We start from the raw sequence: 14,271 nt of genomic DNA, 5'->3' as shown, positions 1-14,271 counted from the left end.
GCGGCGAGCCAAGCGGCCGGATGGCCGCGCCCGGCGCTTGAGGGCGCCAAAAAAGACCAACGCGCCGCTGGAAGCGGCCGTTGGGGGCCTATTCCAGCCCCTCGTAGAAGTCGTTGCCCTTGTCATCGACGACGATGAAGGCGGGGAAGTCCTCGACCTCGATCCGCCAGACCGCCTCCATGCCGAGTTCGGGGTATTCCAGCACCTCGACCTTCTTGATGCAGTCCTGCGCGAGCCGCGCGGCCGGGCCGCCGACGGAGCCGAGGTAGAAGCCGCCATAGGTCTTGCAGGCGTTCAGCACCGCCTTGCTGCGGTTGCCCTTGGCGAGCATCACCAAGGAGCCACCGGCCTTCTGGAAGGCCTCGACATAGCTGTCCATGCGCCCGGCCGTGGTCGGGCCAAAGCTGCCCGTGGCATAGCCCGTGGGGGTCTTGGCGGGGCCGGCGTAATAGACCGGGTGGTTCTTGATGTAGTCGGGCAGGCCCTCACCGCGGTCGAGCCGCTCCTGCAGCTTGGCATGGGCGATGTCGCGCGCGACCACCACCGTGCCGGTCAGGGAGACGCGCGTCTTGACCGGGTATTTCGACAGCGTCGCGCGGATCGCGCTCATCGGCTGGTTGAGGTCGATCTTCACCACGTCGCCGCCGAGGATCTCATCCGTCGCCTCGGGCAGGTAATGCGCCGGGTCGTGCTCGAGCTGCTCGAGGAAGATGCCCTCGGGCGTGATCTTCGCCTTGATCTGGCGATCCGCGCTGCATGACACGCCGATGCCGATGGGGAGCGAGGCGCCATGTCGCGGCAGGCGCACGACCCGGACATCGTGGCAGAAATACTTGCCGCCGAACTGCGCGCCGATGCCCAGATTCTGGGTCAGCTTGTGCACCTCGCGCTCGAAGGCGAGGTCGCGGAAAGCGTGGCCGGCCTTCGATCCCTCGGTCGGCAGGCTGTCGAGCCATTTGGTGGAGGCGAGCTTCACGGTCTTGAGCGTGGCCTCGGCGCTCGTCCCGCCGATCACCACCGCCAGGTGATAGGGCGGGCAGGCGGAGGTGCCGAGCGACTTCACCTTGTCCTCGAGGAAGGCGAGCAGCTTGGCCGGGCTGAGCACGGCGCGCGTCTGCTGGTAGAGGAAGGTCTTGTTGGCCGAACCCCCGCCCTTGAGCACGAACATCAGATGCAGCTCATCGGCATGGTGCTCGCCCGGATTGGCGAGGATGGTGAACTCGACCGGCAAATTGTTGCCGGTGTTCACCTCGTCCCACATCGAGAGCGGCGCCATCTGCGAATAGCGCAGGTTGGTCTCGGTATAGGTGCGATGCACGCCGTAGCTCAGCGCCTCTTCCTCATCGCCCTCGATCCAGACGCGCTGGCCCTTCTTGCCGAAGACGATGGCGGTGCCGGTGTCCTGGCACATGGGCAGCACGCCGCCCGCGGCGATGGAGGCGTTCTTCAGCAGATCGAGGGCCACGAAGCGGTCATTCGCACTCGCCTCGGGGTCCTTGAGGATGTTGGCGAGCTGCTGCAGATGCGCCGGGCGCAGCAGGTGTGAGACCTCCTTGCAGGCGATGAAGGCAAGCTGCTCCAGCGCCTCGGGCTTGATCTTCAGCACGGTCTGGCCGTCGCAGGTGGCGGTGCTGACACCGGCGATGTCGAGCTTGCGCCAGGGCGTGGTGTCCTCGCCCAGCGGGAACATCGGGCTGTAGCGGAAATTCTCGGGGCGGGCGGCGGTCTTGGCGAGGGGCGCTGTCATGGTGGTCTCTTCAGGCGGCGCGGGGCCGCCGGTCGGGTGTCACGGCGGGTCAGTCCCGCGCGGGGCGGCGGCGGAAGGCGTCGAGGCTGACGACCTGGGCAGGCGCCTCGGGGGCCTGGGCCTCGGCGGCAGGCGCCTCCGGGGCCAGGGCCTTGGCGGGCTTCTCCTCGACCGCGGCGGGTGCCGGGGCCTCGGGCTCCGTCATCGAGGGCTGGAAGCGCAGGCCGAAGCGCACGGAGGGGTCGGCGAAGCCGGTCAGCGCGCCGAAGGGAATCACCAGGGTCGAGGGCACGCCGCCGAAATGCAGCCGCACCGAGAAGTGCCGCGCCGCGCGGTTCACAGTCAGCGCCTCGAACTGGTGTTGCAGCACGATCGTCATCTCCTGCGGGTAGCGCGCCTTGAGATGCCCCGGCACCTTGGTGCCCGGATGGTCGGTGCGGAAGTTCAGGTAGTAGTGGTGCTCGCCCGGCAGGCCTTCGGTCGCCGCCAGGTCGAGCGCGCGGGCCACGACCTCGTAGAGGGCCTCGTCGGTCCAGCGTTCATACGGGATCTGCCCTTGGGCCGGGCCGGCGTCGTCGCTCATGCGGTCTACCCCTGCTCGGCGGGACAATAGGGTTCCGGGCCGATCCGGGAAAGTAGGGGGCTTCTGTTGCCCGGTGCCCCCCGAACCGCGCTTACCTTATTCAGGCAGCGAGTGCGACAGCCTCGCGGCTGTTATCGTTCGCACTTAGAGATTAGCCCGATAACGGCGGTACAATGCCGGGCAAAAGCGACCCCTTTACTACGCACGTCGAGCCTGTTTCGCCCCCATGACACCCCGTTCAGAGGTTGGTGGAGGCGCCGGGCACTGCCCCCGGGTCCGCAACGCTTATTCCAGGTCGTGTTTATCGCCATAGCCGGCAAGCCGGCAGCCGGAGATATAGGCGATCGGGGCCGGCATTGCGAGGGGGCTGCCCTTTCGTGCCGCTGCGCGGTAAGACCGCCGGCCTTCCACCGCCGGGGACTCGCAGGAACATGGCTCTGACGCCGGAGCAGCAGCAGGAGATCGAGGCCGCGCGCGCCGCCGAAGGCCGCACGCGCCGCCCCAGCGTGCCGGCGCTGGAGGCGATGCTCTTCGAGGCGCTGCCCGTTCTCGACCATGGCTTCGTGCGCGTGGTGGACTATATGGGCGATGACGCCGCCATCGTGCAGGCGGCGCGCGTCTCTTACGGCCGCGGCACGCGCGCGGCGAATGAGGATCGCGGCCTGATCCGCTACCTGATGCGCCACCGCCACTCGACCCCCTTCGAGATGTGCGAGATCAAGTATCACGTGAAGCTGCCGATCTTCGTCGCGCGGCAATGGATCCGCCACCGCACGGCCAATGTGAACGAGTATTCGGCCCGCTACTCGATCCTCGACCGCGAATTCTACATCCCCGCGCCCGAGAACCTCGCGGCGCAATCCGCCATGAACCGCCAGGGCCGCGGCACCATCCTGGAAGGTGCGGAGGCCGCGCGCGTGCTCGACCTGCTGCGCGAGGATGCGACGCGCAACTACGACCATTATGTCGAGATGTTGAACGAGGACGAGCAGGGCAACCCCGCCGACCCCACCCGTGCGGGCCTGGCGCGCGAACTGGCGCGGATGAACCTGACGCTCAACGCCTATACCCAGTGGTACTGGAAGACCGACCTCCACAATCTGTTTCATTTCCTATCGTTGCGTGCCGACTCTCACGCGCAATATGAGATCCGCGTCTATGCCGAGGCCATGCTCAGGACCGTCGAGGCCTGGGTGCCCGCCGCCTATGCCGCCTTCCGCGACTATCGCCTGGGCGCGGTCACCCTCTCCGCCCAGATGCTCGGCATCGTGCGGCGGATGCTGGCGGGCGAGGCCGTGACGCAGGAGGGCTCGGGCCTGTCCAAGCGCGAATGGCGCGAATTGATGGAGACGCTGGGGCGTGCCGTCTAGCGCGACCGCCAAGCGCGGCACCAAGGCGCGCGGCAAGTCCGGCCCGCGCTTCGCCTGGCTCGAGCGCTGGTGGAAGGTCGCCCTGCTGGTGGTGCTCGTCACCATCGGCCTGCCGCTGGCCCATGCCCTGTTCGGGGAGGTCGTCGCCCTGCTTGGCGGGGCGGTGCTGTTCGGCTTCCTGCTCGGCCGCTGGACCGCGAAATAGGGAGGGCGGATGGACCCCGCGCGCATCGAGTCGATGATCGATTTCCTGGCCCTGGCCGACCGGCTGAAGCATATCGAGCGGCGCGGCATCACCCGTGGCCCGGACGGCACCGGCCGGCAGGAGAATTCCGCCGAGCATTGCTGGAACGTCGCCCTCGTCGCGCTGCTGTTGCAGGGCGAGGTGGCCGAGAAGCCGGACCTCGCGCATGTGCTGGCCATGATCGCCGTGCACGACCTGGTCGAGATCGAAGCCGGCGACACCTTCGCCTATGACGAGGCGCATGTGCTGACCCAGGCGGCGCGCGAGCAGGCCGCCGCCGACATCGTCTTCGGCGCCCTGCCGCCCGATCTCGGCGCCAGGCTGCGCGCCTTGTGGGAGGAATTCGAGGCCGGCGAGACGCCCGAGGCGCGCTTCGCCATGGCCTGCGACCGCGCCCAGGGCTTCCTCCAGGGCATCCTCAGCGGCGGGCATTGGAAGGCGCAGGGCGTGGCCGAGGCGCGCACCCGCGGCCGCATGGACCGCGCCCGCGCCGTCGCCCCCGAATTCGACGCGCTGATCGAGGCGCTCTACGCCCGCGCCCGGCGCGGCGACATGTTCGCGCCTCCCGCGCCATGACCGTGCTCGTCTTCGGCTCGGCCAATGCCGACCTCGTCTTCGCCGTCCCCGCGCTGCCCGGCCCGGGCGAGACGGTGCTGGGGCAGGGGATGCGCGCGCTGCCCGGCGGCAAGGGGGCCAATCAGGCCGTGGCGGCGGCGCGCGACGGGGCGGAGGTCGCCTTCGCCGGCTGCATCGGCCGCGACGCCCTCGCAGCCATCGCGACCGAGGCGCTGCGCGAGGCCGAGGTCGATCTCTCCCGCGTGATCGAGGTGGAGCAGCCCACCGGCTCGGCTGCCATCTGCGTCGATGCCGCGGGGCGCAACCAGATCGCCGTGGCGCCCGGGGCGAATGCCGAGGCCCGCGCCGCGCAGGTGGAGGACGCGGCGCTGCATCCCGGCACCACGCTGCTGCTGCAGATGGAGGTCCCGCCTGCCGAGATCGCCGCGCTGATCCACCGCGCCCGGGCGCGCGGGGCGCGGGTGATCCTCAACCTCGCCCCGCCGGGCGACTTGCCGCCGGAGGCGCTGCGTGCGCTCGACCTGCTGGTGGTGAATGAGCATGAGGCGGGGGTCCTCGCGGATCGTCTCGGCGTGGCGGCGGCGGCGGGGGCGCTGCGCGGCGCGCTCGGCGTCGATGTGGCGGTGACGATGGGGGAGGCGGGGGCGGTGGTCGCCACCGCCACGGGGCTTGTCGCCGCGCCGGCCTTCGCGGTCACGGCGGTGGATACGACCGGCGCGGGCGATTGCTGGTGCGGCGTGCTGGCCGGTGCGCTGGATCGCGGGATGGACCTGCCCGCCGCGCTGCGCCGCGCCGCGGCGGCGGCGGCGCTGGCCTGCACGCGGCCGGGCGCCGCCCCCTCCTACCCCGATAAGGCGGAGACGGCGGCCTTCCTGCTCACTCGATAACGATCTTCGGCCCCGCCGCCGCCCGTTCGGCGAGCTTGCCGCGCAGGCTGGTGGCGATCTTCTGGTAGATCGCGGCCTCCTCGCTCTCGGGCAGGGCGGCGACGATGGGGGTGCCGGCATCGGCCAGCTCGCGAATCGCCAGCTTGAGCGGCAGCGCGCCGAGGAACTCCACGCCGAGCCGCGCCGCATCGGCCTCCGCCCCGCCATGGCCGAAGATGTCGGTGCGGTGGCCGCAATTGGGGCAGCAGAAGAAGCTCATATTCTCGATCAGGCCGAGCACGGGCACGCCGACGCGCTCGAACATCTTCACCCCGCGCCGCACATCCAGCAGCGCCACATCCTGCGGCGTGGAGACGATGACCGCGCCCGCGAGCGGCACGCGCTGGCTCATGGTCAGCTGCGCATCGCCCGTGCCCGGCGGCATGTCCACGATCATGATGTCGAGGCTGCCCCACTCGACCTGGCCCATCAGCTGCTCCAGCGCGCCCATCACCATCGGCCCGCGCCAGATCATCGGCGTCTCTTCCTCGACCAGGAAGCCGATGGACATGGCCTTGAGCCCCCAGCGGGTCAGCGGCTGGATGCGCTGGCCATCGGCGCGCGGGCGTTCCTTGGTGCCCAGCATCTGGGGCAGGGAGGGGCCGTAGATGTCGGCATCGAGCAGCCCGACCTTCAGCCCCTGCATCGCCAGCGCCACGGCGAGGTTCACCGCGGTGGTGGATTTCCCGACGCCGCCCTTGCCGGAAGCGACGGCGACGATGGAGGTCACGTCGGGCAGCAGCATCGGCCCCTGGCCGGGCGGGCCCTTCCTGGCGGGCTCAGCCTTGGCTTGCGGGGGCGCGGCCGGGTTATGCGCGGTCAGCACCACGGTGGCGGAGAGCACGCCCGGCACCGCGCCGGCCGCGCGCTCGGCCGCCGCGCGCAGCGATTCGCTCTCCCGCGCCCGCTCACGCGGCACCTGCAGGGCGAATTGCACCATGCCAGCCTTGACCGTGAGGCCCTCCACCATGCCGGCGCTGACCACATCGCGGCCCGTGGCCGGGTCGCGCACCCCTTGCAGCGCGGCCCGCACCGCCTGTTCCAGCTTCTCGCTCATCGCTTGAAATATCCCCTTGTGGCCCCGACATCGGCCGCAACCGCGTGACAGAACGCTCATATGGCGGTTTGCGACGCGCGCTGCACCCCTCCCCGAACGGGAGAAGGCGTGGCAAAGGACCAGAACGAATTCAAGGAGGCCTTCAGCCCGATGGCGTGGAACAACAGCGGCGGTCCGAGCCCATGGGGTAATCCCCGTCCGGGTGGGCCCTGGGGGTCGCCGCAGCCGCCATCCGGTGGTGGCCAGGGCGGTGGCGGTGGCGGCGGTGGACGCGGCGGGCCGCCCGATATCGATGACATGATCCGCCAGGCGCAGGATGCGGTGCGGCGCTACCTGCCGCGCGGCGCGGGCGGCAAGGGCTTGGCCCTCATTGGCCTCGTGCTGGTGGGCGTCTGGGCGGCTTCGGGCTTCTACCGCGTGAACCCGGATGAGCAGGGCGTGGTGATGCGCTTCGGCGCCTTCGACCGCACGGCGCCGCCCGGCCTGAACTACCACATCCCCTGGCCGATCGAGACGGTGACCACGCCGCGCGTGACGCGCATCAACCGCGTCGATGTCGGCTTCGTCGGCGCCGCCGATCCGGGGCAGAACCAGCGTGTCGTCGCCTCGCGCGATGTGCTGGCCGAAAGCCTGATGCTGACCGGCGACGAGAACATCATCGACATCGACTTCGCCGTCTTCTGGCGCATCCGCGATGCCGGGGAGTTCCTGTTCAACACGCGCAACCCCGAGCAGACGGTGAAATCCGCCGCCGAGAGCGTGATGCGCGAGATCATCGGCCGCACGCCGATCCAGCCCGCGCTCACCGAGGCGCGCGCGCAGATCGAGCAGGATGTGCGCACCGGCCTGCAGGGCATCATGGACCAGTACCGCGCGGGCATCGAGATCGCGCAGGTGCAGCTGCAGAAGGTGGACCCGCCGGCAACCGTCGTGGATGCCTTCCGCGACGTGCAGCGCGCCAATGCCGACCGCGAGCGCGCCCGCAACGAGGCCGAGAGCTACCGCAACGACATCATCCCCCGCGCGCGCGGCGAGGCCGAGCGCATGGTGCAGGAAGCGCAGGGCTTCCGCGAAAGCCAGACGGCGCGCGCCACCGGTGAGGCGCAGCGCTTCGTCTCGGTGCTCACCGCCTATCAGGCGGCGCAGGATGTCACGATCCGGCGCCTCTACATCGAGACGATGGAGGAAATCCTCCGTCGCAACCCGAAGGTCATCGTCGATGACCGGCTGCAGGGCGTGATCCCGCTGCTCAACCTCAACGACGCCGCACGCGGCCCGGCCGCCGCGGCCACGCAGGCGGTGCGCCCCTTGCCCGCGCCGCAGGCCCCGCCGCCGGCCAGCAATTTCGCACCCACCCGCCCGCAGGGGATCGTTCGATGAACCGCGCCCTGATTGCGCTGATGGTGGTGGCGGTCGGCCTTGTCATCGCCTCCTCCTCCCTCTTCACCGTGCACCAGACGCAGCAGGTGCTGATCACGCAGTTCGGCCAGCCGATTCGCGTGGTGCGGGATCCGGGGCTGCAGGTGAAGGTGCCCTTCATCCAGTCCGTCATCACCTTCGACCGCCGCCTGCTCGACTATGACGCGCCGGGCGAGGAAGTGATTCTCGGCGACCAGCGCCGGCTGATCGTGGACAGCTTCACCCGCTACCGCATCACCGACCCGCTGCTGTTCTTCCAGACGGCGGGCGCGAGCGAGGCGGGCATCCGCGCGCGGCTGAACTCCATCGTCACCTCCTCGCTCCGCCGCGTGCTGGGCAATGAGCCGCTGCTCTCCGTGCTCTCCACGGACCGCACGCGAATCATGGCCGAGATCCGCCGGCAGGTGAACGAGGAGGCGCGGCGCTTCGGCATCGAGGTGACGGATGTACGCATCCGCCGCGCCGACCTGCCGGATGAGAACACGCAGGCCATCCTCAACCGGATGCAGTCCGAGCGTGAGCGCGTGGCGCGCGAGGCCCGCGCCGAGGGTGCGGAAGTCGCCGCGCGCGTGCGCGCCGGTGCCGACCGCGAACGCACCGTGCTGATCGCCGAGGCCCAGGCCCAGGCCGACATCCTGCGCGGCCAGGGCGAGCAGGAGGCGATCCGCATCTTCGCCGATGCCTTCCAGCGCGACCCGGACTTCTTCCAGTTCTGGCGCACCATGCAGGCCTATCGCGAGGCCTTCGGCGAGGGGGGCGAGACCCGCCTGCTGCTCTCCCCGGACAGCGAGTTCTTCCGCTTCTTCCGCGAGAGCATGCCCGCGCCGCTGCGCCAGCCCGCCGCGCCGCGCTGACGGATACCGGCCGGGGGCGCTTTCCACCCCCCGGCCGGCTTCCCGCCTGAAGGCGGGCAAGGCACTCTGCGGCCCACGCCACAGAGGAACGCCCCATGACCCGCAAGCACCGCATCGCCGTCCTGCCCGGCGATGGCATCGGCAAGGAAACCGTACCCGAAGGGTTGCGCGTGCTGGATGCCGCCGCGCGGCGCTTCGGCTTCGACCTCGAACTCACCCATTACGACTGGTCCTGCGAGACCTATGCCCGGACCGGGCGGATGATGCCCGAGGATGGGCTCGACCAGCTTCGCCGCTCGGACAGCGTCTTCCTGGGTGCCGTGGGCTGGCCCGGCGTGCCGGACCATGTCTCGCTCTGGGGCCTGCTGATCCCGATCCGGCGCGGCTTCGACCAGTATGTGAACCTTCGCCCCTGCAAGCTGCTGCCTGGTGCGCGCACGCCGCTCGCCAACCGCACCCCGGCCGAGATCGATTTCTACGTCGTGCGCGAGAACACGGAGGGCGAGTACAGCTCCGTCGGCGGGCGCATGTTCGAGGGCACGGACCGCGAATTCGTCTCCCAGCAATCGATCCTGACGCGCATCGGCACCGACCGGATCCTGAAATACGCCTTCGACCTGGCGATGACGCGCCCGCGCCGGAAGCTGACGAGTGCCACCAAGTCCAATGGCATCACCTTCACCATGCCCTATTGGGACGAGCGTTTCGCGGCGATGGCGAAGTCCTATCCCGAGGTCACGACCGACCAGTTCCACATCGACATCCTCTGCGCGCATTTCGTGCAGCACCCGGACTGGTTCGACGTCGTGGTGGGCTCCAACCTGTTCGGCGACATCCTCTCCGACCTCGGCCCGGCCGTGGCGGGTTCCATCGGCATCGCGGCGAGTGCCAACATCAACCCCGAGAAGACCGCGCCCTCGATGTTCGAGCCGGTGCATGGCTCGGCGCCCGACATCGCGGGGAAGTTCATCTGCAACCCGATCGGCCAGATCTGGTCGGGGGCGATGATGCTCGAGCATCTGGGCGAGAAGGCCGCGGCCGATGCCATCACCGACGCCATCGAGCGCCTGCTGGCCGAGGGCGGGCCGCGCACCCGCGACATGGGCGGCAATGCCGGCACCGAGGATGTGGGCCGCGCCATCGCCGAGGCCGTGGCGCGGGGCTGACCCGCCGCGCGCTCTTGAAGCGGGCAGGGGGCGCAGCGTATAACAGGGCGTCAGATGAGAACGGTTCTCAACTGACGCATCCCCGAGGAGGTCGGCACAGCATGGGTCGCGATTACAGCCACATCGCCCGCCGTTGCGAGCGCGCCGTGGTCACGGCCTATCGCGAGTTGCGGGAGGGCGGCAGCGCGGATCTGCCGGCCTTCACCGCCTGCACCACGCTCTACCGGATCCACCACCCCGAGGCCTCGGTGGATGAGGCTCGGCGCCTGGTGGCGGAGTGGATCGACCACCATGTGGTCCGTGCCGAGCGCAGCCCCGCGCCCGGCTGCGCCTGCGACTGACCGCTCAGCCCGCCGCCTGGACGGCGGCGAGCGTCTTTTCCGACAGCGCCGGCAGGTCGGCGGCCACGCGCGCCGCTTCCTCGAAGCCACCCCCGCGCGCCGCCGTCTCGACGCGGGCGAGCAGATCAGCGAGCGGCCGGGCGCCGGCCATGCGCGCCGCCCCCTTCAGCCGATGCGCCGCCGCCGCCGCCGCCGCAAGGTCGCCCACCGATAGGGCTGTGGCCACGGCCTCCGAATCGCGCTGCAGCCCCTCACGGAAGCTGCGCAGCAGGCCTGAGAGCCGCGCCGGGTCGGCGCCGAACAATTGGCGCAGCGTCTCCGGGTCGAACAGCGCCGCGGTCTCGGCGGGGGCCGCCGGCGCCTCGCCGGGGGCGGCCTCGCGCGGCAGGAAGCGGCCGAGCGTGCGGGCCAGCGATTCCAGCGCCAGCGGCTTGGGCAGGAAGGCATCCATCCCCGCCGCATAGCAGCGCTCATCCTCGCCCTTCAGCGCATTGGCCGTCACCGCGATCAGGGCCGTGCGCGGCGCGCCGGGCGTGGCGGCTTCCTCCCGCCTGATGGCGCGGGCGAGGTCGAGCCCATCCATCACCGGCATGTGCAGATCCACCAGCGCCACGCGGTGCCGGCCCGTGCGCCACAGCGCCAGCGCCTGGGCGCCATCCTCCGCCATCTCGGCGGTGCAGCCGAGCAGTTCGAGCTGGCGGGCGAGCACCTCGCGATTCACCGGGTGGTCGTCCACCACCAGCAGGCGCGGCGCGGCCTCGCCCTCGGCCGGGGCGGCCAGCACCGTCATCGGGGTGGGCGGCAGCGCTTCCTGGTGCTCGGCGGCGGCGAGGCGCAGCGTGACGGTGAAGCGGCTGCCGCGGCCGGGCGTGCTCTCCACGCCCACATCGCCGCCCATGAGCTGCGCGAGGCGCCGCACGATGGACAGGCCCAGCCCCGTGCCGCCGAAGCGCCGCGTCGTGGAGGTATCGGCCTGCACGAAGGGCTGGAAGAGCTTACCGAGCTGCTCCTCGGTCATACCCACGCCGCTATCCTCGACCATCAGCGTCACGACCACCGCATCGCCCTCGCGGCTGGCGGAGGCGCGCAGGCGCACGAAGCCGATATCGGTGAACTTGATGGCGTTGCCGACCAGGTTGAACAGGATCTGGCGCACCCGCACCGGGTCGCCCGCCAGCATGTCCGGCGAAGTCGGGCCGGGCGGGCCGAGCGGGTCGGCGAAGAGCAGCAGGCCCTTGCGCTTGGCCTCCACCGCCAGCGTGTCCACCGCGCCCTCGACCAGCCCGCGCAGCGAGAAGGGCAGGGATTCCAGCTCCATCCGCCCGGCCTCGATCTTCGAGAAATCGAGCAGGTCGTCGATGATGCGCAGCAGCGCGCCGGCGCTCTCACGCATCACCGCCACGCAGCGCGCCTGGGCGGGGCCGGGGGGCGTGCGTTCCAGCACCTCGATCATGCCCAGAACGCCGTTCATCGGCGTGCGGATCTCGTGGCTCATCGCGGCGAGGAAGGCGGATTTGGCGCGGTTGGCGGCCTCCGCCGCGTCGCGCGTCGCGGCCAGCGCCTGTTCCTGGCGCTTCCTTTCGGTGATGTCGGAATAGGTGCGCACCGCGCCGCCATCCTCCATGTGGCGGGCGTGCACCTCGATCACCGTGCCGTCGCGGCGGGGGCGCTCATAGCGTTCCTCCTCCAGCGGCAGGCCGGCGATGGCGCGCTCGGCGGCGGCGATGCGCACGGGGGAGAATTCATAGTCGCCGCGGGCGTGCTGGAAGGCGACGAGGTCCGCGAAGGTCACGCCCGGGTGGGCCAGTTCGGGCGGCAGCTTCAGCAATTCGATGGCGCGGCGGTTGATGACGCGCACGGTCCGGTCCGGCGCGATCATCACGAGCCCCTGGGCCATGTGCTCGATCGTCGCACTCAGCGCATCGCCCGTCGCCTTCTCCGCATCGCGCGCGGCGGCGAGGGCGGCCTGCTGGCGGCGGCGCTCGGTGACGTCGGTGAAGGTGCGCACGCTGCGCCCATCGGGCATCCGCACCGCGTTGATCTCGATGACCGTGCCGTCCGGGCGCTCGCGCTCGTAATGCGCGGATTGCATCTGCCCGCCGCGCGCCACCGCCTCGGCCCGGGCGCGCGCCTCTGGGGTGAGGTTGTATTCGCCCTGGGCGAGCTGCCAGGTCGCGATCTCCGCCAGGGTCGCCCCGACGCGGGCGAGGTGCGGCGGCAGGCGGAGCAATTCCTGGGCCCGCCGGTTCAGCACCTGCACGCGCTGGTCGGGGTCCAGCACCATCAGCCCCTGCGCCATGTGCTCGATGGTGGCGGAGAGCACGGCGCTGACCTCGTTCGCCGTGTCGCGCGCGATGGCGAGCTCCTCCTCGCGCGCGCGCAGGCGGGTGATGTTGCGGTAGGAGGAGAGCACGGAACCATCCGCCAGCTTCTGGCGCGTGATCTCCATCCAGAAGCCGGCCGGGGAACGGCGGATGTCGGGTTCCTCGGTCGGGTTGAGGATGGCGGCGGCCTTCGCTTCCACCATCGCCTCCAGCGCCGCGCCTTCGGCGGGCGGGGGGCCGTAATCGCCGCGCCGGATCATCAGGCGCAGAATATCCCGCCCATCCGTGCCGGGTTGGCTCAGCGATTCGGGGATGAGGTAGAAGGCGGCAAGCTGACGGTTGGCGAGACGCACGCGCAAATCGGGCGACCAGAGGATCAGCCCGTCATTCATGCTGGCCAGCACCAGCTCATGCGTCGCGCGCGCGGCCTGCAATTCCTCCTCGCGCAGCTTCAGCGCGGTGATGTCGCGATAGATCACCAGCGTGCCGCCATCGGGCGTGGCGACGGAGGAGGCCTCGATCCAGTCGCCGCTGGCCGCGCGGCGCTGCTGCGGCGGCCCGCCGGGGTTGCGCGCGATGTGCAGCAGGCGGTCGACCAGCGCGTCGAAGGCCGCTTCGTCCGTAGGCGGCGGGCCGAACTCGCCGCGCCGGACGCGGTAGCGCATGGCCTCCACCGCCGAGGCGCCGGGGGTGGCGAGCTCCTCCGGCAGGTCATGGAAGCGCTTCGCGGCCTCGTTGCCGAGCAGGAAGGTGAGGTCGCGGTCGAGCAGCACCACGCCATCGGTCATGCTGTCGAGGATGAGCTGCTGCATGGCGCGCGCGGCTGCCAGTTCCTGCTCGCGCTGCTTCAGCGTGGTCACGTCGCGATACATCAGCACCGTGCCGCCGCCGGCGACGGGGATGGTCTTGACCTCGAGCCACATGCCCGAGGGAGTCTGGCGGATGTAGGAGACGCCGCCCGGCCGGTTCAGCAGGTTGGCGCGGTAGGCGACCCGCGCCTCGAGCTCGGCCTCGTCCTTCGGGGGCGGGCCGAATTCGCCGCGCCGGTCCTGGTAGCGCATGACCTCGCGCACATCGACGCCCTTGTAGGCCATGTGCAGCGGGAACTCGCCGACGCGCAGCGTCTCCTTGTTGAAGAACTGCAGCTTCATCTCGGCATCCCACATGACCACGCCGTCGGTCATGTGGTCGAACACCGTCTCGAGCGTCGTGCGCGCGGCGGAGAGCTCTTCCTCCTGCTGCTTGAACTCCGTCACCTCGGCGCCGGAGAGCACGAAGCCGCGCTCCATCCGGCGCAGATGCACGCGGAACCACACGCCATCGGCGCCGCGCCAGGTGGCGGCGCGCTCGGTCTCCATCGGGCCGGGCATCCAGCTGGTCGGGTCCGGCAGGCTCTGGTTCTGGCCGGCGCCGTGGCGGCTGAGCGCGGCGAGCAGCCCGGCCAGGGTCGCGCCGGGGCCGAAGGCGGGGTCCTCGGCGGGCAGCAGCCGGGCCATCTGGCGATTCGCCGAGACCAGGCGGCCATCGGCGGCGAACAGCGCGAAGGGGCCGGCCAGATTGGCCAGCGCCTCCGCCTGCAGGGCAGCGATGTCGACAGGCGCCAGGTCGGCGGGCGCCGGAGATAGGGCGAGCATGGCGGCATCATGCACGGTTGCTGATGGTTC

Annotated in this window: 12 protein-coding genes and 1 other RNA gene; 8 read left to right on the top strand and 5 right to left on the bottom strand. The window is 70.7% G+C overall.

Annotated features, from left to right (window positions below; genetic code table 11):
* Positions 1-88: 88 nt before the first annotated feature.
* From AC2D9U_RS13545 to ssrA, 3 genes are all read right to left on the bottom strand, one after another.
* Positions 89-1,747 (bottom strand): fumarate hydratase, encoded by a 1,659-nt coding sequence (locus AC2D9U_RS13545; protein ID WP_484749792.1) that lies wholly within the window; start codon positions 1,745-1,747, stop codon positions 89-91.
* A gap of 49 nt (positions 1,748-1,796) precedes the next feature.
* Complete coding sequence (locus tag AC2D9U_RS13540; protein ID WP_484749791.1) at positions 1,797-2,330, bottom strand: SspB family protein; 534 nt, start codon at positions 2,328-2,330, stop codon at positions 1,797-1,799.
* A 51-nt stretch (positions 2,331-2,381) separates the two neighbouring features.
* Positions 2,382-2,696, bottom strand: a transfer-messenger RNA (tmRNA) gene (gene ssrA / locus AC2D9U_RS13535).
* A 65-nt stretch (positions 2,697-2,761) separates the two neighbouring features.
* Here ssrA and thyX point away from each other — a divergent pair.
* The 4 genes from thyX to AC2D9U_RS13515 are packed head-to-tail and all read left to right on the top strand — an operon-like array spanning position 2,762 to position 5,407.
* Positions 2,762-3,700, top strand: coding sequence for an FAD-dependent thymidylate synthase (thyX, locus tag AC2D9U_RS13530; RefSeq protein WP_484749789.1), 939 nt, complete (start codon positions 2,762-2,764; stop codon positions 3,698-3,700).
* Entirely contained in the window at positions 3,690-3,905 is a 216-nt protein-coding gene (locus AC2D9U_RS13525; RefSeq protein WP_484749788.1) for a hypothetical protein, read from the top strand. Before thyX ends, AC2D9U_RS13525 begins: the two co-directional genes overlap by 11 nt.
* Before the next feature lie 9 nt (positions 3,906-3,914).
* A complete protein-coding gene (locus tag AC2D9U_RS13520; protein ID WP_484749786.1) occupies positions 3,915-4,520 on the top strand; it encodes an HD domain-containing protein in 606 nt (201 codons plus the stop codon).
* Positions 4,517-5,407, top strand: a complete 891-nt coding sequence (locus tag AC2D9U_RS13515; RefSeq protein WP_484749785.1) for a ribokinase — start codon at positions 4,517-4,519, stop codon at positions 5,405-5,407. Before AC2D9U_RS13520 ends, AC2D9U_RS13515 begins: the two co-directional genes overlap by 4 nt.
* On the opposite strand, the gene AC2D9U_RS13510 is transcribed toward AC2D9U_RS13515, so the two are convergent.
* A complete protein-coding gene (locus tag AC2D9U_RS13510; protein ID WP_484749784.1) occupies positions 5,397-6,503 on the bottom strand; it encodes an Mrp/NBP35 family ATP-binding protein in 1,107 nt (368 codons plus the stop codon). The two genes, AC2D9U_RS13515 and AC2D9U_RS13510, sit on opposite strands and share 11 nt — an antisense overlap.
* A gap of 297 nt (positions 6,504-6,800) precedes the next feature.
* Here AC2D9U_RS13510 and hflK point away from each other — a divergent pair, with 297 nt between their 5' ends.
* From hflK to AC2D9U_RS13490, 4 genes are all read left to right on the top strand, one after another.
* Entirely contained in the window at positions 6,801-7,883 is a 1,083-nt protein-coding gene (hflK, locus tag AC2D9U_RS13505; RefSeq protein WP_484749783.1) for an FtsH protease activity modulator HflK, read from the top strand.
* Positions 7,880-8,776 carry a protease modulator HflC gene (gene hflC, locus AC2D9U_RS13500; RefSeq protein ID WP_484749781.1) on the top strand — a complete coding sequence of 299 codons (897 nt, stop codon included), beginning with the start codon at positions 7,880-7,882 and terminating at the stop codon, positions 8,774-8,776. Before hflK ends, hflC begins: the two co-directional genes overlap by 4 nt.
* 95 nt (positions 8,777-8,871) lie before the next feature.
* Entirely contained in the window at positions 8,872-9,942 is a 1,071-nt protein-coding gene (locus AC2D9U_RS13495; RefSeq protein WP_484749780.1) for a tartrate dehydrogenase, read from the top strand.
* 101 nt (positions 9,943-10,043) lie between these two features.
* Positions 10,044-10,283, top strand: coding sequence for a hypothetical protein (locus tag AC2D9U_RS13490; protein WP_484749778.1), 240 nt, complete (start codon positions 10,044-10,046; stop codon positions 10,281-10,283).
* A 4-nt stretch (positions 10,284-10,287) separates the two neighbouring features.
* On the opposite strand, the gene AC2D9U_RS13485 is transcribed toward AC2D9U_RS13490, so the two are convergent.
* Complete coding sequence (locus tag AC2D9U_RS13485) at positions 10,288-14,241, bottom strand: PAS-domain containing protein (RefSeq protein WP_484749776.1); 3,954 nt, start codon at positions 14,239-14,241, stop codon at positions 10,288-10,290.
* Positions 14,242-14,271: the final 30 nt, after the last annotated feature.

This window comes from Roseomonas sp. TF40 (assembly GCF_057219975.1).
This window is presented reverse-complemented; position numbering and strand designations above follow the sequence as displayed.

Excerpts from the sequence above, each read along its gene's own strand:
- AC2D9U_RS13545 (WP_484749792.1), bottom strand. The coding sequence starts at position 1,747 with ATGACAGCGCCCCTCGCCAAGACCGCCGCCCGCCCCGAGAATTTCCGC.
- AC2D9U_RS13540 (WP_484749791.1), bottom strand. The coding sequence starts at position 2,330 with ATGAGCGACGACGCCGGCCCGGCCCAAGGGCAGATCCCGTATGAACGC.
- thyX (WP_484749789.1), top strand. The coding sequence starts at position 2,762 with ATGGCTCTGACGCCGGAGCAGCAGCAGGAGATCGAGGCCGCGCGCGCC.
- AC2D9U_RS13520 (WP_484749786.1), top strand. The coding sequence starts at position 3,915 with ATGGACCCCGCGCGCATCGAGTCGATGATCGATTTCCTGGCCCTGGCC.
- AC2D9U_RS13515 (WP_484749785.1), top strand. The coding sequence starts at position 4,517 with ATGACCGTGCTCGTCTTCGGCTCGGCCAATGCCGACCTCGTCTTCGCC.
- AC2D9U_RS13510 (WP_484749784.1), bottom strand. The coding sequence starts at position 6,503 with ATGAGCGAGAAGCTGGAACAGGCGGTGCGGGCCGCGCTGCAAGGGGTG.
- hflK (WP_484749783.1), top strand. The coding sequence starts at position 6,801 with ATGATCCGCCAGGCGCAGGATGCGGTGCGGCGCTACCTGCCGCGCGGC.
- hflC (WP_484749781.1), top strand. The coding sequence starts at position 7,880 with ATGAACCGCGCCCTGATTGCGCTGATGGTGGTGGCGGTCGGCCTTGTC.
- AC2D9U_RS13495 (WP_484749780.1), top strand. The coding sequence starts at position 8,872 with ATGACCCGCAAGCACCGCATCGCCGTCCTGCCCGGCGATGGCATCGGC.
- AC2D9U_RS13490 (WP_484749778.1), top strand. The coding sequence starts at position 10,044 with ATGGGTCGCGATTACAGCCACATCGCCCGCCGTTGCGAGCGCGCCGTG.
- AC2D9U_RS13485 (WP_484749776.1), bottom strand. The coding sequence starts at position 14,241 with ATGCTCGCCCTATCTCCGGCGCCCGCCGACCTGGCGCCTGTCGACATC.